At 70.6% G+C, this 18,299-nt stretch carries 12 protein-coding genes; 8 read left to right on the forward strand and 4 right to left on the reverse strand.

Going from position 1 to position 18,299, the window contains the following annotated elements:
• The first annotated feature begins 129 nt into the window (after nt 1-129).
• The 3 genes from G4D86_RS13555 (at nt 130) to G4D86_RS13565 (ending at nt 4,427) form a co-directional block, all read left to right on the forward strand.
• Nucleotides 130-1,221 (forward strand): glucose 1-dehydrogenase, encoded by a 1,092-nt coding sequence (locus G4D86_RS13555; RefSeq protein ID WP_163993507.1) that lies wholly within the window; start codon nt 130-132, stop codon nt 1,219-1,221.
• A 26-nt stretch (nt 1,222-1,247) separates the two neighbouring features.
• A complete protein-coding gene (locus G4D86_RS13560; RefSeq protein ID WP_163993510.1) occupies nt 1,248-3,110 on the forward strand; it encodes a glycoside hydrolase family 15 protein in 1,863 nt (620 codons plus the stop codon).
• Between the two features lie 126 nt (nt 3,111-3,236).
• The gene (locus G4D86_RS13565) at nt 3,237-4,427 is read left to right on the forward strand and encodes an SMP-30/gluconolactonase/LRE family protein (RefSeq protein ID WP_163993512.1); all 1,191 of its coding nucleotides are present in this window, start codon (nt 3,237-3,239) and stop codon (nt 4,425-4,427) included.
• A 48-nt stretch (nt 4,428-4,475) separates the two neighbouring features.
• Here the strand turns inward: G4D86_RS13565 and G4D86_RS13570 are convergent, their stop codons facing one another.
• On the reverse strand, nt 4,476-4,910 hold the full coding sequence (locus tag G4D86_RS13570) for a DUF6209 family protein (RefSeq protein ID WP_163993514.1): 435 nt from the start codon (nt 4,908-4,910) through the stop codon (nt 4,476-4,478).
• Between the two features lie 155 nt (nt 4,911-5,065).
• Between G4D86_RS13570 and G4D86_RS13575 the strand changes: the two genes are divergently transcribed.
• Nucleotides 5,066-6,211 (forward strand): App1 family protein, encoded by a 1,146-nt coding sequence (locus tag G4D86_RS13575; RefSeq protein ID WP_163993516.1) that lies wholly within the window; start codon nt 5,066-5,068, stop codon nt 6,209-6,211.
• Between the two features lie 427 nt (nt 6,212-6,638).
• Here G4D86_RS13575 and ppk1 read toward each other — a convergent pair whose 3' ends face one another.
• Entirely contained in the window at nt 6,639-8,798 is a 2,160-nt protein-coding gene (gene ppk1, locus G4D86_RS13580) for a polyphosphate kinase 1 (protein WP_163993518.1), read from the reverse strand.
• A 216-nt stretch (nt 8,799-9,014) separates the two neighbouring features.
• Here ppk1 and G4D86_RS13585 point away from each other — a divergent pair, with 216 nt between their 5' ends.
• From G4D86_RS13585 to G4D86_RS13595, 3 genes are all read left to right on the forward strand, one after another.
• Nucleotides 9,015-9,485 carry a hypothetical protein gene (locus G4D86_RS13585; protein WP_240360227.1) on the forward strand — a complete coding sequence of 157 codons (471 nt, stop codon included), beginning with the start codon at nt 9,015-9,017 and terminating at the stop codon, nt 9,483-9,485.
• A gap of 104 nt (nt 9,486-9,589) precedes the next feature.
• Nucleotides 9,590-11,503, forward strand: a complete 1,914-nt coding sequence (locus G4D86_RS13590; RefSeq protein WP_163993522.1) for a hypothetical protein — start codon at nt 9,590-9,592, stop codon at nt 11,501-11,503.
• A gap of 13 nt (nt 11,504-11,516) precedes the next feature.
• Entirely contained in the window at nt 11,517-12,554 is a 1,038-nt protein-coding gene (locus G4D86_RS13595; protein ID WP_163993524.1) for a ferritin-like domain-containing protein, read from the forward strand.
• 23 nt (nt 12,555-12,577) lie between these two features.
• Here G4D86_RS13595 and G4D86_RS13600 read toward each other — a convergent pair whose 3' ends face one another.
• On the reverse strand, nt 12,578-14,794 hold the full coding sequence (locus G4D86_RS13600; protein WP_163993526.1) for a tryptophan synthase alpha chain: 2,217 nt from the start codon (nt 14,792-14,794) through the stop codon (nt 12,578-12,580).
• A 240-nt stretch (nt 14,795-15,034) separates the two neighbouring features.
• Between G4D86_RS13600 and G4D86_RS13605 the strand changes: the two genes are divergently transcribed.
• The gene (locus G4D86_RS13605; RefSeq protein ID WP_163993528.1) at nt 15,035-17,347 is read left to right on the forward strand and encodes an ATP-binding protein; all 2,313 of its coding nucleotides are present in this window, start codon (nt 15,035-15,037) and stop codon (nt 17,345-17,347) included.
• A 9-nt stretch (nt 17,348-17,356) separates the two neighbouring features.
• Here G4D86_RS13605 and G4D86_RS13610 read toward each other — a convergent pair whose 3' ends face one another.
• A complete protein-coding gene (locus tag G4D86_RS13610) occupies nt 17,357-18,262 on the reverse strand; it encodes an MBL fold metallo-hydrolase (protein ID WP_163993530.1) in 906 nt (301 codons plus the stop codon).
• Between the last annotated feature and the right edge of the window lie 37 nt (nt 18,263-18,299).

An 18,299-nucleotide genomic window follows, 5' to 3' on the forward strand; every position in this document is an offset into this window, starting at 1 on the left:
CGGAGCGTTGACCCCTGGGCAGCGGCCGGGCGAGCGCTGTGCACCGGTGGACTCCTCGCCCCACCTTACCAGGCGGGAGTGCCGCGCCTGCTGCAAGGGACACGCGCTCGCAACGCGAAGGAGCCGCGCATGAAGGCCGTCGCCGTTTTTCCGAAGCAACGCGAGGTGCGCGTCATCGACGCCCCCGAGCCGCGGCTCCAGTCCCCCACGCAGGTGAAGGTGCGCACGCGCGAGGTGGGCGTGTGCGGCACGGACGAGGACATCCTCCAGTTCACCTACGGCACGCCGCCGTCCGGCTCGGAGTACCTCATCCTCGGCCACGAGTGCCTGGGCGAGGTGGTGGAGGTGGGCAACGCCGTGCGCGGCCTGCAGCGCGGAGACCTCGTCGTGCCGCGTGTGCGCCGGCCCTGTCCGCATGCCACCTGCCCCGCGTGTCGGCACGGGCACCCGGACTTCTGCATCACCGGTGACTACACCGAGCGCGGCATCAAGGAGGCACACGGCTTCTGCTCGGAGCTCTTCACGGAGGACGTGGCGTACCTGCACCGCGTCCCCACGGAGCTGCACGGGGTGGCGGTGCTCACCGAGCCGCTGACGATTGCGGAGAAGGCCCTGCGCGAGGTGAAGCGCATCCAGGAGCGGCTGCCGTGGCGTCACGAGCCGGGGCGCGCGGTGGTGCTGGGCGCGGGCCCCGTGGGGCAGCTCGGTGTCATGGCGCTCTTGCGCCGGGGCTTCGCCACCACCGTGTACTCGCGCAGCCCCAAGCCCAACGTCAAGGCGGACTCCGCCGAGGCGCTGGGCGCGCCCTACCTGTCCTCCAAGGAGGTGTCCCCGGACGAACTGGTCCGCCGGGCCGGCGCGCCGGATGTCATCTACGAGGCGACGGGCGTGGCGAAGGCCGCCTTCGAGACGCTGAAGGCGCTGGCCCCCAACGGCGTCGTCGTCTTCACCGGCGTGCCCGCGCACCCGGAGGCGCTGTCGCTGGACGGGGCAGAGCTCTTGAAGCAGCTGGTGCTGCGCAACCAGGTGGTGCTGGGCACGGTGAACGCGGCGGACTCGGACTTCGAGACGGCGCTGGAGGACCTCGGTCGCTTCCGTGCCCGCTGGCCGGGCGGGCTGGAGCGGCTCATCACCGCCCGCCATCCGCCCGAGGACTTCGCCGACGTGGTGACGGGCAAAAAGGGTGGCGGCGGCATCAAGCACGTCATCAGTTTCGGGTGAGCACGCGCGGGCCGAGGAGACTCCGAATGGAAGCGGCACCCCAGCAGGGCAAGACGGTGGACGGCTCGGTACCGATTGAGAATCACGGCATCATCGGCGACCTGCGGACGGTGGCCTTGATTGGAAGCGAGGGCACGCTCGACTGGCTGTGTTTCCCCCACTTCGACAGCCCGAGCATCTTCGCCGCGCTGTTGGACGCGGAGAAGGGCGGCCACTGGCGCATCTGCCCCGAGCCGGACGGGGTGATGAGGAAGCAGTTCTACTGGCCCGACACCAACGTGCTGGTGACGCGCTTCTATACGCCGGACGGCGTGGGCGAACTGGTGGACTTCATGCCCATGTCGCGCCACGGGCGGAAGTACGAGCGCGAGGTGCTGCGGCGCGTGCGCGTGGTGCGCGGGGTGATGCGCTTCGAGATGGAGTGCTTCCCGGCCTTCAACTACGCGCGGGACCCGCACGAGACGCGCCTCATCCACGGCGGGGCCTGCTTCTCGTCGAAGAAGCTGGATATGACCCTGGCCTCGTCGGTGCCGCTGCGCAAGGAGGGCCGGGGCGTCAGCGCGCACTTCACGCTGCATGAGAACCAGTCCGCCGTCTTCTCCATGCGGGAGGGCGCGCGCCTGTCGTGCCAGGAGCTGGTGCACAGCCACGAGTCCGCGGAGGTGCTCTTCCGCGACACGGTGGACTACTGGCGACATTGGCTATCGGGTTGCAACTACCGGGGTCGCTGGCGCGAGACGGTGCAGCGCTCGGCGCTGGCGCTGAAGCTGATGACGTACGAGCCGACGGGGGCGATTGTCGCCGCGCCCACGTGCAGCCTGCCCGAGTTCCCGGGCGGCACGCGCAACTGGGACTACCGCTACTGCTGGCTGCGGGACGCGGCCTTCACCGTCTACGCCTTCCTGCGCATCGGCTTCAAGCAGGAGGCGGCGGCCTTCATGCGCTGGGTGGAGGCGCGCTGCGCGGAGCAGGGCGACGGGCCGCTGCCGCTGATGTTCTCCGTGGACGGCAGCCGGGTGCCGGAAGAGGTGGAGCTGTCGCACCTGAGCGGCTACGGCGGAGCGCGGCCGGTGCGCATCGGCAACGCGGCGGCGGACCAATTGCAGCTCGACATCTACGGCGAGCTGATGGACTCGGTGTACCTGTCCAACAAGTACGCGGCGCCCATTTCGTATGACTTCTGGCGGCACCTGCGGCGGATGGTGGACTGGGTGTGCAACCACTGGAACCAGCCGGACGAGGGCATCTGGGAGGTGCGCGGCGGGCGGCGGCACTTCGTGTACTCGAAGCTGATGTGCTGGGTGGCGGTGGACCGGGCGATTCGCCTCGCGGACAAGCGCAGCCTGCCGGCGGACCGGCCCCGGTGGCTCGCGGTGCGCGACACCATCTTCGAGGAAATCATGACGCAAGGGTGGAGCCAGCAGCGCGAGGCCTTCGTCCAGGCGTATGACCGCGAGGCGCTGGACGCGGCGAACCTCCTCATGCCGCTGGTCTTCTTCCTCTCACCGGTGGACCCGCGCATGTTGTCCACGCTGGACCGCATCCGGCGTCCGCCGTCCAAGGGCGGCCTGGTGTCGGACGGGCTGGTGTTCCGCTACGACGTGGACGCGACGCTGGATGGAATCGCCGGCCGCGAGGGCACCTTCAACCTGTGCAGCTTCTGGCTGGTGGAGGCGATGACGCGCGCCAGCGTGGCGAGGCCGGATTTGCTGGAGGAAGCGCGGCTGACCTTCGAGCGGATGCTGGGCTACGCCAACCACGTGGGGCTGTACGCGGAGCAGACGGGCCAGTCCGGCGAGGCGCTCGGCAACTTCCCGCAGGCGCTCACCCACCTGGCCCTCATCAGCGCCGCATACAACCTGGACCGGACGCTGGGCGGACGGGACTGAAAGCGCGGCGGCCAGAACCGGGCCGCCCCGGCCTCCGTACACACGGCACACCGGCGTCGCGCCGGCTCGACAGGTGACCTCCAGTCACTTATATGTGACTCCAGGTCATTTCCCGCGAGGCTTTCCGTGGCCGCTCCGACTCCCCTTCCTGGTGCACCGTTTCCCTCCGCCGCGCCCCGCCGGGGCGCGACGTGGCTCAAGGTGGTGGGGGGCGTGGCGGCGCTGCTGGTGCTCGCGGCCGGCGGCGTGCGCCTGCGCTACGGCGGCGGTGAGCCGTACCCGGACGTGACGGGCATGCCGCTGCTGCCGGACAGCGCGCTGGAGGTGGTGGCGCAGAGTCCGGAGCCCATCGGCAACCTGGCGGTGTCCTCCACGGGGCGGCTGTTCTTCACCATCCACCCGGAGAGCCGCCCGGAGGGCGCGAAGCTGCTCGAGTGGGTGGACGGCAAGGCGGTGCCGTACCCCAACGCGGAGCTCCAGGCGAAGCTGTTCGAGACGCCGCTGGGTGTCACCATCGACCGGCGCGACTGGCTCTGGGTCATCGACCACGGCAACCACGCCATGGGCACGCCGCGGCTGCTGGCCTTCGAGCTGGCCACGGGCCACCTCGCGCACGAGTTCGTCTTTCCGCCCAACGTGGCGCCGCCGGGCTCGTTCCTCCAGGACCTGCGCGTGGACGCGAAGGGGGAGACGGTGTTCATCGCGGACGTGGCCTTCTGGCGGCGCAAGCCGGGGCTCGTCGTCTACGACGTGGCGGCGAAGCAGGCGCGCCGCGTGCTGGACGGTCACGCGTCCGTGTTCCCTCAGGACTTCATCATCCGCAACCCCATCAAGGAGATGGTCTTCTTCGGCGGGCTCGCGGCGCTGAAGGCGGGCGTGGACGGCATCGCCATGGACCCGTCGGGCGAGTGGGTGTGGTTCGCGGCGATGAACCACGACACCATGTACCGCGTGCGCGCGGCGGACCTGCGGGACGCGTCGCTCTCCGAGGAGGAATTGGAGAAGCGGCTCCAGGCCGTGGGCCGCAAGCCGCTGAACGACGGGCTGAGCGCGGACGTGGAGGGCAACGTGCTCATCACCGACGTGGAGCACGGCGCGGTGCTGCGCATGAGCCCGCAGGGGCGGCTGGAGACCCTGGTGAAGTCGCCGCGCATCCGCTGGGCGGACGCGCTCAGCCACGGGCCGGACGGCTGGCTCTACGTGGCGGACAGCGCCATTCCGCACCAGATGCTCCAGTCGAAGGAGCACATCGCCGCGAACGCGCCCTATTACATCTACCGCTTCAGGTCCGGCATCGCGGGCGTCGCCGGCATGTGATGCCCCGGGAGCGCGAACCACACCGTCCGCGCTCCCGCGGCCTTCACGTCACTGCACGTTGAAGTGGAAGTTGTTGCCGTAGTTCGAGTCCCACGCCTGGCAACCCCAGCGGCTGGTGTTCTCGAACCAGATGGACAGGTCGCCCTTGGTGTTGAGGGGAATCGAGGGCGCGGGCGGGTTGGGGACGGACGAGAAGCCGGCCACCCAGAAGTCCTGCACCGGGCCGTTGTTGAACTTGTAGTGGCCGGTGATGGTCCACCCCGGCGTGGTGGCGTTGATGTTGCCGCGGCACTGCGTCAGCCGGTCGGCGCTGTAGTTGATGGCCGCCGTCTGCCCGAAGGGCAGCGGGTTGGACGACGCGAAGACGTTCCAGTTCTGCGACGGCGACTGGAAGGTGATGCTCGGCGACGTCTGCGAGACAGCGACGGTGCCGACGAACAGCACGGCGGCGGCGAGGAACCAGCGGGTGGAATGACGCAGCAAGGTGATGCTCCTGGTAGAGGGGGAACTACAGTGTCGATACGGACGCCGCGGCCGTCACGGGCTGTGTCGGCCGGGTGGCGCTCCTCGCGGGATTGCCCCGCGCGGGTCCTGGAGTCTTCTACAGTCTCACACCGACTCTTCTTACGCCCTGCGCCATGGCCGACCTCTTCCCAGCCTTCTATCGCCTCGCCGTCCGAGCGGACGCGCACTACGACGCACTGAGCCGGAGCCTGCGCCAGAAGCTGGGCATCGCCCCGCCGCTGCGAATCCTCCCCTACCGGGGCTATGGCACCGCCGAGCGCGCCGTCATCAAGGCGCGCGTCCTGGAGGACAGACACGTCCGCCCGCCGCAGCAGCGGCACACGCTGGTGGGCAGCGCGATTGCTTCCTACAAGCGCTACATGACGCGCGAAATCGCCGGCGCGCACGTGGCGGTGCGCTGGGGCGACAAGCGCTGGGAGGGCACCACCGACGAGGAGGGCTTCCTCGAGCTGTGGGTGCCGCCGCCGGAAGGCGTGCGCTCCGGCTGGCACATGGTGGAACTGGAATTGCTCTCCCCGGAGGCACACGGCGTGCCTCGCGTGGCCGCGCCGGTGCGCGTGGCGGGCCGGAGCGCCGAGTACGGGGTCATCAGCGACATCGACGACACCGTCATCGTCACGGGCGTCACCAATCCGCTCAAGCGCGCGTGGGCGCTCTTCCTCACCGAGCACCGCGTGCGGCTGCCCTTCCCCGGCGTGGATGCCTTCTACGCGGCGCTCCAGGGCGGGCGCGGCGCGGCGGCGGACAACCCCATCTTCTACGTCTCCAGCAGCCCGTGGAACCTGTACGAGCACCTGGACGAGTTCCTCGGCCTGCACCACATCCCCCCGGGGCCGCTGCTCCTGCGCGACTGGGGTCTGTCCCGACACGGCTTCGCACCCGGGGGCGGGCACGGGCACAAGCTGGAGAAGATTCGCGGGCTCATGGACACGATGGAGCGCCTGCCCTTCATCCTCATCGGCGACAGCGGCCAGGAGGACGCGGAGCACTACCGCACCATCTGCCGCGAGTACCCGGGCCGCATCCTCTGCGTCTACATCCGCAACGTGCCCGGCCACCCGCGCCGAGCGGAGGAATTGGAGAAGATTGGCGCGGACATCCGCGAGGCCGGCAGCCAGTTGCTCGTGGTGGACGACACCACTGCCGCGGCGCGGCATGCGGCGCGCTCCGGCTGGATTGACTGGCGCGAGGTCCAGGAGGTCGAAGCCCACCGCCTCGAGGACGCCGCCCGCGGGCTGCGGGGTGGCCGCGACCCCTGAGTCTTTGATTAATTTCCAGGTCTGTGGAAAAACGGTGCCCTCACTTGAATTCCAGTCTTCAAGTGTGGCAAAGGCGCGCCACGTTTTCGGGACATCCCCTGTGTCCCCCTCCTCCCCCTGGAAGTGAGTCTAGGCGTGGCTACCTGGTGCGTACGTTTTGCTGGGCGCTCTCCGCGCTGGTGTTGGGCGCGTGTGGTCAAACAGAAGTCGCTGAAGTGCCAGAGCTCGGTGAGAGCTCGCAGGCGGTCCTCCATCCGCCGCCGGCGCCCCCGAGCGGCAGCATCGTGGACAGTACGGCCTTCCTCGGCCCGGTAGGCCTGAACGGCGCCGTGTCTGGTCAATGGCAGCTGGGGCACCACGCGGGTGGCGACGTGTGAATGATTGGAACCGCCGGTGCTCTCGTAAAGGGAGCACCGGCGTCGTCGTCTCAGGGCAGCGGCCGGCCGCCCTGGAACTGCGCCATGCGCAGGGAGCGCTCCATCAGCTCCGCCTGGGCGGAGCGCTTCTCGGCGGGGGAGGGCGGGGTGCGGCGCTTCCACGTGCCGTCCGCCATCAGCTCCCACGAGGAGGTGTTGTCGGCCATGCAGCGGTCCAGCATGTCGCGCACCTGGGCTGACAGGGTGGGGTCCTCCACCGGCGCGAGGATTTCCACGCGGTGGTCCAGGTTGCGAGGCATCAGGTCCGCCGAGCCGATGTAGCAGCGCGTCTCCGCCCCGCGCTCGAAGTTGTACACGCGCGAGTGCTCCAGGAAGCGGCCGAGCACGGACACCACGCGGATGTTCTCCGACACGCCGGGCACACCCGGGCGCAGGCAGCAGATGCCGCGCACGTTGAGCTCCACCTTCACGCCGGCCTTGGACGCGTCGTAGAGCGCGCGGATGATGGCGGGGTCCACCAGCGCGTTCATCTTCATCTGGATGCGCGAGGGGCGCTCCAGCGTGTGCGCCATGATGGTGCGCTTGATTTCCTCCATCAGCCCCTCGCGCATGGTGAGCGGCGCCACCAGCAGCTTGCGGAAGGACTTCGGCCGGCCGAAGCCGGTGAGGTAGTTGAACAGGTCCGCCACGTCCGCGCCGATGTCCGGGTCCTTGGTGAACAGGCCCAGGTCCGTGTAGAGGCGCGCTGTCTTCGGGTTGTAGTTGCCCGTGCCGATGTGCACGTAGTGCCGCACCCGCTCGCCCTCGCGCCGGACGATGAGGATGGCCTTCGCGTGGGTCTTCAGCGACGGAATCCCATACACCACGTGGACGCCCGCCTCTTCCAGCGCGTTGGCCCACTTGATGTTGGTGCGCTCGTCGAAGCGCGCCTTCAGCTCCACCATGCACACGGCCTGCTTGCCGTTCTCCGTCGCCGTAATCAGCGCGGGCACCAGCGGTGAGCTGTCCGACGTCCGGTACACCGTCTGCTTGATGGCCAGCACGTCCGGGTCCGCCACCGCCTCGGCGACGAAGCGCTCCACGGAGGAGCCGAAGGACTCGTAGGGGTGGTGGACGAGCAAATCTCCCCGGCGCATGGCGGACAGCACGGTGCCGCCGTCCTGCACGTCCGTGTCCGGGCGCAGGCGCGGCTGGGTGACGGGCGTCCACGGCGCGTCCTTCAGCTCGGGGAAGCCGGGCCCGAAGGCGATGGCCGCCAGGTCCGACAGGCCGACGAGGCCGTGCTCCTCGTACACCTGCCGCTGCTCCAACCCCAGCGCCTCCACCAGCGGCTCCAGCAGCTTGGGGCTCATGCCCGCCCCCACCTCCAGGCGGATGACGTCGCCGAAGCGGCGCTGGCGCAGCTCTGTCTCCACCGCCTTGAGCAGGTCCTCGGCGTCCTCGGACACGGTGAAGTCCGCGTCGCGGGTGACGCGGAAGACGCCCCAGTGCAGCACCTGCATGCCGGGGAACAGGTCCGCCAGGTGCTGCGCGATGACCTCCTCCAGCGGGACGAAGACGTTGCCCTTCAGCGGCAGGAAGCGCGGAATCAGCTCCTTGGGCACCTTCACCCGCGCCACGCTCTCCTCGTCCGCCTCCGGGTCTCTCAGCAGCACGGCGAGGCTGAGCGACAGGTTGGAGATGTACGGGAAGTGCCGCCCCAGGCCGATGGCCAGCGGGGTGAGCACGGGAAATATCTGCTCGCGGAAGCGCTGATCCACCTGGTTGCGCTGCTCGGAGTCCAAATCCTTCGCGGAGAGGATGCGCAGGCCCTTCTCCGCCAGCGCGGGGCGCAGCACCTTCTCGAAGCAGTCCGCGTGGCGGCGGCCCTGCTCGAAGATGCCCTGGTGCAGCCCGTCGAGCGTGAGGCTCGGGGACGCGCCGTCCGGCACCAGCCGGGCCAGGTTGCCCCGCACCTGCTCGTGCAGGCGGGCAACGCGAATCATGAAGAACTCGTCCAGGTTGCGCGCGTAGATGGAGATGAACTTCAGGCGCTCCAGCAGCGGGATGTCCGCCGACTCGGCGAGCTGGAGGACGCGGTCGTTGAACGCCAGCCAGGACAGCTCGCGGTTGAAGAAGAGCTCCGTGTCCGTCGGCTCCGTGCCCGCGGGAATGACATCCCGCTCCAGGGGCTTCTGGGTGACACCCCGCCCGCCACCGCGCTTCGCCATGGTTCCGTGACTCCTCTTGAACGCCTTGTGGGGACGATGTAGCAGTTGGGTGTCCTGGACTTTGTAAACTTCCCCGTTACCTGGGGGAGCAGGCTCACAGGCCATCTATTCCTCGGGTGGCGAGCGAGCAGTGGGAAACGTGGGGCGGCGTGGACTTTCTTGCACCCGGGATATGAGGTCGGCATGTCAGGCGACGTGAGCGCGACAGAAACCACCTTGAGAGCCTCCCCGGAGTCGGATTCGACGGGTCTGTTCACTGCCTTCAAGGACGACGGCCGGCCCGTGCCGCGCGGCCGCTGGGCCCTGGCGCTGCTGGGGGCCCTGTTTCCGGTGGTGCTGGGCGTCGGCTTCTGGACCCTGGCGAAGAACGAGGAGCACACCTTCCGGCTCGTCACCCCGCAGGGCATCAAGTCCTTGCGCGGCGGCATGACGTCGGACCAGGTGGTGGCCCTGCTCGGACGCCCGATTACCTTCGAGCAGGACGAGCGCGGGGCGGACTGCTACCGCTACGGGACGCCCAACTTCATCAACCCGCAGTTCCTCATCTACAAGGTCTGCTACGAGGGCGGGAAGCTGCGGGACGTGACGCAGCACAAGTTCTCCGCCTGGTCCGTGGACCCGGAGACCGGCACCTTCGCGGCGCCCGAGGGCGGCGCTCCGGCCGCCTCCCCGTCCAAGGACGGGTAGTCTCCCCGTCGCTTCGAAGTCTCAGGCTTTTCGGGTATGCCTGTTCTTCCACGTACAGGCGCGTCGGGGCATGTTCGCCCGGCGCCGAGTGTGGAAGAGGACGCATGAGCTACCTGGACCCGGTGCGGTTGCACTTCGCGGGGCGCTTCCAGTCCGACCCGGTGACCGTCAACAACGACGTGCGCCACTTCGACAACGCGCGCTTCAAGCCCGAGTACCAGGAGACGCGCGTCCCGGGCGGTGACTACAAGGGCTGGTGGAACCCGGATGGCTCGGGTGCCTTCCGGCTGGTGGGCTGCAAGGTGACACGCGTCTGCTACGCGGACGGCGGCTCGGCCACGACGCCCCAGGTGGACCCGGTGGTGGGCATGTGGATTGCCGACGCGAACGAGCGCGTGGCCGGCAAGCTCGTGGACCTGGACCCGCAGCAGCAGCTCGTCTCGGAAGTCTGGGGCATGCTGCTGCGTCTGAGCGACGGCGAGCGAGACTTGTTCTCCGGCCGCTTCCACGTGGCGGCCTTCTCGGACCTCTGGTCGCGCGCGAAGAGCCTCGGGCCGTACCGGGGAGACTCGGGCGCGTCGTGCTTCTACCAGTCCGTCATCGGCCCGGTGGACTGGGGCTCGCTGCCGGACTCGCGCTTCCTGCGGGAGCTGAGCCGCGCGGCGCCGCAGGGGCTGTTGTCCATCCGGTTCATGTTGGACGGGTACAACAGCAGCGCCCACCTGCCGGGCTTCACGCTGGGGCGGATTGTCGGCACCCTCGGCCCGTACGAGCACCACGAGCCGCGCCACTTCGTCGCCGGGCGGCACCTGCTGCCGCGGGTGGCGAACCAGGCGCCGGTGGCTCCGCTGGGCTTCGTGCCGTGCGTGGTGGACTCGCGGCGGGACGGGGTGTTGGCGGACTTCGGCAACGCGCTGCCCACGGCGACGGTGGCGGGCCCGCTCGCGGACGTGGGTGACGTGGAGGTGGGCTACCTGGAGGCGGACGGCGGCTTCCACTCGCTGGGCGCGGCGGACTACCGGAGGCCGGACTGGTACGAGAGCACCGCCGGCATCCAGGCCTTCCCGAAAGACAGGCCCCTCACGAAGGAGGAGCGGCGCGCGCTGGAGCACAGCCGCCTCGCGGTGGCGGTGGCGGGGCAGGTGGTGCTCAAGGAGAACGAGGGCGGCGTGCACCTGCGCGCGGACACCTTCGTGCACCGGCTGGACGCGGGAGAGACGGCGCGCGTGGAGCTGTATGCGACGCGCTACGGAAAGCCGTACCCGGGGGCCACGGTGGTGGCGTGGCATGACAGCAGCGGCTTGCAGCCCGGTGTCGGCCCGGGGCCGCTGGGGCCGGTGCCCGCCTTCGCGACGCCGGTGGAGGCACTCACCTTCGAGGAGTGCGTGCACACGGACCGCGACGGCCGCGTCACGCTGGAGTTGCACGCGTCGTCACCGGGCGCGCCGCGCGGCTACATCGACGGGCAGGTGTATGGCGTGCGGTACCTGCTGAAGGAGGTGGCCCAACTCTTCACGGAGGGTCTGCCGCCGGCCTTCGGGTACAACCCGGCGGACTTCATCAGCGTGCTCGTCTGGGACGCATTCCCGGTGCCGGCGCTGCCGTCGTGGCACGAGCACCTGCAGCCCATCTTCCAGCAGTACGCCAACCTCTATCCCGTGATGGGCCGCATCCTGGACCTGGGGAACTACGAGGAGCTGGCGCGGCACACGCAGTTGCTGGCGTTCGCCTTCGGCCTGCCGCGCGAGGACCCGAACCACATGCCGGTGACACGGGCCCTGTCGGGCGGCAAGCGCCGGGCGATTCTCGAGTGGCTGCGCAACCCGGGACCGGATGGGAAGCCGAGGCAGGGCACGCCCGTGCCGCGTCCGGCGGTGGAGCCCCGGGCGCTGGCCCCTGCCTCCACCGAGCCGCAGCCGTCCACCGCGAGCCCCGAGGAGTCGAAGACGCTCATCTCGAAGCAGCGGCGGCTCATCTCGCTGCCCGCGCGGCTGATTCAACGCATCCAGTCCGAGTGAGTCCGAGGCCCTCATGCTCTACCTTCGAAAGCCGCGTCTCGACACATTGGAAGACTTGAGGGCCTGTCTGCAGAAGGCCATCGAGCTGGAGCACGCCACGATTCCGCCGTACCTGACGGCGCTGTACTCCATCAAGGAAGGCGCCCTGCCGGAGATTGCCGCGCTGCTGCGAGGCATCGTCACGCAGGAGATGCTGCACCTGAGCCTGGCGGCCAACGTGCTCAACGCGATTGGAGGCCACCCGGTGCTCAACGCGCCGGGCTTCCTGCCGACGTACCCGGGCCCTCTGCCCATGGGCATCGGCAGCGAGCCGGGCCAGCCCTTCATCGTGCACCTGCGCCGGCTGTCGCTGGAGCTCATCGAGGACACGTTCATGGTCATCGAGGAGCCGGAGACGCCGCTCGTCTTCCCGGTGGGCGCGCTCGCCGCGGCGCTGCCGGAGTACCGGACCATCGGCCAGTTCTACGAGTCGCTGAAGGACAAGCTCGACGAGCTGGGGCCGCGCATCTTCACGGGGCGCAAGGACAGACAGGTGACGGGCTGGTTCGCCCGGGACGAGCTGTTCGCGGTGAAGGACGTGGCGTCGGCGAAGCGGGCGCTGGACCTCATCGTCGCGCAGGGTGAGGGCTCGCGGACGAGCCCGCTCGGGCCGGACGGGCAGCTCGCGCACTACTACCGCTTCGCGGAGATTCGCCACGGGCGCCGGCTGGTGCCGGATGCGAGCGTGCCGGAGGGCTATTCGTACTCGGGCGAGCCGATTCCGTTCGACGCGGCAGGCGTGCTGCCGATGGGAGACGACCCGGGGGCGCAGGCGTACCCGGTGGACTCGGAGGCGTGGCGACTGGCGGAGCGGTTCGACGCCACGTACAGCAGCCTGCTCAATGCCTTGCACCTCACGTTCAACGGCGAGCCGGGCCAGTTGAACCCGGCCATCGGGCTGATGTTCTCGCTGCGCGTCCAGGTCGCGCAGTTGATGACCACGCCGGTGCCGGGCACGGGCTTCACCGCGGGGCCCCGGTTCCGCTACTCGCGGGTGCCGAGCAGCGCCTGAGCGGAGCGGATGGCCCGGGCGCGCTACCGGCAGTCCGTATCCGCCGCGTCCGCCCTGCCATCCGCGTCGTTGTCCGCGCCGTCCAGGCAGCGCTCCGCCTCCGTGGGGGCGTACTCGCTGACGTGGAGCGTGTAGCGGATGGGCGTGTCCTGGTCGGGGTGGGCCATGCCGTCCACCACCACCAGCACCGTCTGTCCCTGCTCCAGCGTCACCTTCACCGCGGGCGAGCCCTGCGCGCTGGCATTCGGGTTGGCCGCGCAGCCCAATTCCGTGCCCCGGCAGCCGGTGAGGACATAGAGCGCGTTGCCCCAGCCTCCCGGTGACGTGTCGAAGACGAACGTCCCGGCGCGCGGCGCCGTCCACAGGTGCGCGCGGTCCTGCTGCAACAGCGCGCCGCAGGTGCCCTGGAAGCCGTCTCCCGAGCCCGCCGTCTCACCCTGGAAGGTGACGGGCAGCGCGCTGCCCAGGTCGTGGTGCGCGCAGCCCCGCCCGTCGCAGCCCGGCGTGCCGTGGCAGTCCGTGTCCGCGCAGTCCACCCAGCGGTCCCCGTCGTTGTCCATGTTGTCGAAGCACGCACCCGCCTCGCTCGCGCGCAGCTCGTCGATGTGCAGCTCGAAGTGGCCCGCGCTGAACCGGTCGCTGCTCGCCGAGTCCACCACCACCAGCACCGACGCTCCCTGCACCAGCGGCACCGTCACCCGCGCGCCGCCGCCGTAGCTGATGCCGTCCGTGGCGCACGCCACCTCCGCGCCGCCGCACCCGTCGCGCCGCACCGAAATCAGCGAGCGCAGCGCCGAGCGCGCCGTATCGAAGGTGAAGGTGCCGCTCTTCGGCGCCGTCCAGCGGAAGCCCCGGTCCGGCGCGGGCCGGCCTCCGCACGAGGCCACGTGGTCATCCCCCGCGTACGCGGTGGAGCCCTTCACCGTCACCGGCAACGTGTTGCCCAGGTCCCTGTCCGTGCACACCGGCTGCGTCGACGCACAGACGTTGGGTACGTCCGCCGCGCCGCAGGACTCGGGCGCCGTGCACGTGCCGCAGTCCAGCGTCCCGCCGCAGCCGTCGGGCACGGAGCCACAGTTCTTCCCCAGCAGGCCGCAGGTATACGGCCGGCACGCTGGCGCCCCGCAGACGTTGGCCGCGCCGCCACCGCCGCACGTCTGTCCCACCGCGCATGTGCCGCAGTCCAGCCCCCCGCCGCACCCGTCGGGCACCGTGCCGCAGTTCTTCCCCAGCACCTCGCATGTCGCCGGAGTGCAGGGCGGCGGGGCGCACACGTTGGGCTCGCCACCTCCGCCGCATGTCTCCGGTGCCGTGCAGACGCCGCACTCGAGCACGCCGCCACACCCGTCCGGCACCGGGCCGCAGTTCTTCCCCAACACCTCACACGTGGCCGGAGTACACGCGCCGCCGCCGCAGACATTGGGCTCGCCACCTCCGCCGCATGTCTGGCCGAGCGCGCAGGTGCCGCACGAGAGCAGCCCGCCACAGCCGTCCGGCAGGCTGCCGCAGTTCTTGCCCAGGGCCTCGCACGTGGCCGGCGCACACGCTTCACCCCCGCACACGTTCGGCACCGAGTCGCCGCCACACGTCTGTCCTTCCGGGCAGGCGCCACACTCGAGCATGCCGCCGCACCCGTCCGACACCGGCCCGCAGTTCTTCCCCAGCGCCGCGCACGTCGCCGGGACGCAGGTGTCGTCGCCGCACACGTTGGGGGCGCCGCCTCCGCCGCACGTCTGCCCCGGGCCGCAGGCCCCACACTCCATCGTGCCGCCGCATCCGTCCGGCACGGTGCCGCAGTCCTTGCCCAGCCCCGCGCAGGTGTCCGGTACGCACGACGGCTTGCCGCAGACGTTGGGCGTGCCGCCTCCGCCACATGTCTCCGGCGCGGCGCACGCCCCGCAGTCGAGCACGTGGCCGCACCCGTCCGACACCTGGCCGCAGTTGCTCCCCAGGGCTTTGCAGGTAAGGGGCACGCAGGGCCCGACGTCGCACACGTTGTGCTTGCCACCGCCGCCGCACGTCTCGCCGGAGGGGCAGGTGCCGCCACAGTCCAGCGTGCCGCCGCAGCCGTCGATGGCGATGCCGCAGTCCATGCCCTGCAAGGCGCACGTCATGGGCTCGCAGTGCGAGGGCTGCCGCGCGCCATGTGAATCGGGTGGGGGCCGTGTGTCGGTACACGCCGCCCACAGCGACAGCAGACACGCCCAGACCCACGCCCCTCGACGTCCTTCGCCCCGCATGTCCGCCCGCCGCACCCTGAACCGCCGCCCGCGTCACAACGTGGTGGCTCGCGAGGCCCCTGCCCAGCGCCTGCGTGTTCCATCTGGCGACCGGTGGACAGACGCGAGCGGACGCTCGCACCGCCCCGGCGGCGCCCGGTTCCCGACAGTGTGCCACCCGTCAGCACGGCTGGTTGCGGTGGAGCGGGCCGTCCACCTTGCACGCGGCGGAGCCGGACGTTGCAGCCGGAGGGGGGCGGAGTGGGGCGTCCGTGGACGTTCACGCAGCGCATTGGCGCGGGCTTCATCGCCTCGTTGCTGGTGGCGCTCGTGCTGGCGGGCACCTCGGTGGTGGCGCTGCTGTCGGTGCGGACGAGCAACAAGGCGCGCATCCTCGACCTCTCCATGGACCTGCTGGAGGTGGAGCGGCTGCGCCGCGCCTTCAGCGACAAGGTGTCCAGCGGGCGCGGCTATGCGCTGTCGGGGGACCCGCTCTTCGCGCAGGACATGGCGGTGTCGCGCCAGCGCTTCATCGCCACCTACGAGCGGCTCAAGCCCCGGCTCGACGGCGAGCCCGTGGCCGGGCTGCTGGAGTCCGCCGCCCACGCGGAGCTGGAGCACGAGGAGTCCGTGCGGAACCTGCTGACGGCGGAGGACCTGCGCATCAGCCGCCAGCAACTGGAGGACATCTTCGAGGAGCGCGTGGGCGAGGCGCGCCAGCGTGCCTTCGAGGCCCTGCGACTTCTCGCGGAGCGCAGCGAAGAGCGGCTGTCCCTGGGCATCCAGGACGCGGTGGAGGCGGACCGACGGGTGCACCTGCTCATCCTGCTGGCGGCGGGGCTCGGGCTGACGGTGGCCGCGGTGCTGGCCTGGGTGCTGACGCGGCGGCTGCGGCCGCTCCAGTACGAGGCGGAGGTCAGTGCCCACCGCTTCCAGTCCCTCGTCGAGGGCGTGCAGGACTACGCCATCTACCTGCTGGACACGCGGGGCCGCGTGGCCAGCTGGAACCCGGGCGCGCAGCGCATCAAGGGCTACAGCGAGCGGGAAATCCTCGGCACCCCGGCATCCGTCTTCTACCCGCCGGAGGAGGTGCGGGCGGGGCAGCCGGAGCGGGACATGGCGCGGGCCCGGAGGGACGGGCGGCTGCGCATGGAGAGCTGGCGCGTGCGCAAGGACGGCACCCGCTTCCTCGCCGAGGTCATCATCACCGCGCTGCGCGACGCGCACGGAGAGCTGCAGGGCTTCGCCCATGTGTCGCGCGACATCACCGAGCGGCGGAGGACGGAGCAGACCCAGCGGCTGCTCGCGGAGGCCGGGCGCCTGTTCCACCAGTTCCTGGACCCGGACCTGACGGTGGCGGAGCTGGCGCGGCTGATGGTGCCCGAGGTGGCGGACGTGTGCCTGCTGTTCCTGTTGACGCCCTCGGGAGAGCTCAGGCCCCGCGCCGTGAAGCACGTGGTGCCGGAGAAGGAGCAGTGGATATGGGAGGCGGTGCGGCGCTACACGCCCCCTTCCGGTGCGCCGGGCGGCATCTGGCAGGTGCTGCGCACGGGGCGCTCGGAGCTGGTCAGCCACGTCGCGCACGAGGCGCTGGCGCAGAACGCGCAAGACGCGGAGCACCTGGCGCTGATGGAGCGGGTGGGCGTCCACTCGTACCTCGGGGTGCCGCTGCGGGTGGGGGCGCAGACGCGGGGCGTCTTCGTCCTGCTGACGTCCTCGCCGGAGCGGCTGCTGACGCCGACGGACCAGCTCTTCGTCGAGGAGCTGGCGGGGCGGGCGGCGCTCGCGCTCGACAATGCGCGGCTGTTCCGCGAGGCACAGGAGGCGGTGGAGCTCATCGGCGTGGCGGCGCATGATTTGGGCAACCCGCTGAACACGCTGCAGCTGCTGCTGCGCCGGCTGCACCGGATGGAGCTGCCCTCGGGCGGGGAGAAGATGCGCGAGGGACTGGGCGCGGCGCTGAAGCAGACGCAGCGGCTGGGGCAGCTCTTGCTCAACCTGCTCGACTTGTCGCGACTGTCGTCGGGAAAGCTGGTGCTGGACGTGGCGCAGGTGGACCTGGCGGACCTGACGCACGAGGTGGTGGAGCGCTTCGCCGAGCAGGCGGAGGAGGCGGGCTGCAAGCTGATGTTCGACGCGGAGCTGGGGCTGGTGGGGCGGTGGGACCGGCTGCGGTTGGACCGGGTGGTGACGAACCTGCTGTCCAACGCGCTGAAGTTCGGCAAGGGGCGCCCGGTGGAGGTGCGGGTGGAGCGCGGGCCGGGGCCGAGGGCGCGGCTGCGGGTGAAGGACCTGGGCCAGGGCATCGCCCCGGAGTCCCAGCGGCGCATCTTCAACCGCTTCGAGCGCGAGCCCTCCGCCGGCAAGCACGCGGGCTTCGGCCTGGGGCTCTACATCGTCCAGCAACTGGTGGAGGCGCACGGCGGCGTCATCCGCGTGGAGAGCACGCCCGGCGAGGGCGCGCTCTTCACGGTGGAGCTGCCGCTGTCCCAGCCGGGCGCAGAGTCGGGTCTGGCGCCGGGTCTGGAGCCGGGCCCGGAGACGGAACCGCCAGGGCCGCCCACTCCGTCCTGAGCCGCGGGCTCACGCGTGCAGCGTGGACTCCGTCCCGGGCGCCAGGAAGCTGCGCAGCGGGGACTCGCCGGGGGCCTTCTCGCGCTCCTCGAGCAGCTCGAACTCCAGCGAGTCGTGCGCGCAGAACACGGTGACGTCGCGGCCGTGCCGCTGCACCAATTCACGCAGGCGGCGCAGGTTGTACCAGCGCTGGTACCCGTCCTTCTGCATGAGCTTCTGGTAGAAGCGCAGCCCCGGCGTGCAGCGGTACCGGTCCGGGTCCATCTCCCCGTGGTAGAAGTACGCGTCCCCGGCGTGCAGCAGCCAGCCGTCGTCGGACTGGATGGCCACGCCCGCGTGCCCCAGCGTGTGCCCCACCAGCGGCACCAGCAGGATTTCCGGCGGCAGGCCCTTCAAGTCCCGCACGCACTCGAAGCCGAACCAGCGCTCCGCGGCGCCGCCCATGGGGTACGTCACCCAGTTCTCCTCGTGAATCCACTGGAGGGGACGGAAGCGGCCCCTGTCCAGCGGCGTGGCCTGCGCGGTGGCCTGGAGGTACTCGTCCGCGAGCAGGTGCACCCGCGCGTTCGGGAAGTCGTCCAGGCCGCCGGCATGGTCGAAGTCCAGGTGGGTGAGGACGATGTCGCGCACGTCCTCGGCCTTGAAGCCGAGCCGCTCGATTTGACGGATGGCGGTGGACTCCTCGATGAGGCGGGGCCGGCACAACACGTCGAGGAACAGGGGCGCCAGGCGCGGGCGCGGGTACAGCACGTCCTGCAGGCCGAAGCCGGTGTCCACGAGGATGAGGCCGCGTGCGCCCTCCACCAGCAGGCAGTGGCACGTCAGTGCCGCCGGCCCGGCGAAGCCCTTCCGCCCGTCCATCAGCCGGCGTCCAGGCGGGCACATGGTGGTGCAGTTGAGGTGGTGGATGCGCATCGCTTCCGCTCCTGGCGTCGGGCCCCTGGTGGGGCCG

The organism is Pyxidicoccus caerfyrddinensis, from assembly GCF_010894405.1.
Lineage (GTDB): Bacteria > Myxococcota > Myxococcia > Myxococcales > Myxococcaceae > Myxococcus > Myxococcus caerfyrddinensis.

Bases quoted from the DNA above. Each gene is read 5' to 3' on its own strand.
- G4D86_RS13555 (WP_163993507.1), top strand. From the start codon at position 130: ATGAAGGCCGTCGCCGTTTTTCCGAAGCAACGCGAGGTGCGCGTCATC.
- G4D86_RS13560 (WP_163993510.1), top strand. From the start codon at position 1,248: ATGGAAGCGGCACCCCAGCAGGGCAAGACGGTGGACGGCTCGGTACCG.
- G4D86_RS13575 (WP_163993516.1), top strand. From the start codon at position 5,066: ATGGCCGACCTCTTCCCAGCCTTCTATCGCCTCGCCGTCCGAGCGGAC.
- ppk1 (WP_163993518.1), bottom strand. From the start codon at position 8,798: ATGGCGAAGCGCGGTGGCGGGCGGGGTGTCACCCAGAAGCCCCTGGAG.
- G4D86_RS13590 (WP_163993522.1), top strand. From the start codon at position 9,590: ATGAGCTACCTGGACCCGGTGCGGTTGCACTTCGCGGGGCGCTTCCAG.
- G4D86_RS13595 (WP_163993524.1), top strand. From the start codon at position 11,517: ATGCTCTACCTTCGAAAGCCGCGTCTCGACACATTGGAAGACTTGAGG.
- G4D86_RS13600 (WP_163993526.1), bottom strand. From the start codon at position 14,794: ATGCGGGGCGAAGGACGTCGAGGGGCGTGGGTCTGGGCGTGTCTGCTG.
- G4D86_RS13610 (WP_163993530.1), bottom strand. From the start codon at position 18,262: ATGCGCATCCACCACCTCAACTGCACCACCATGTGCCCGCCTGGACGC.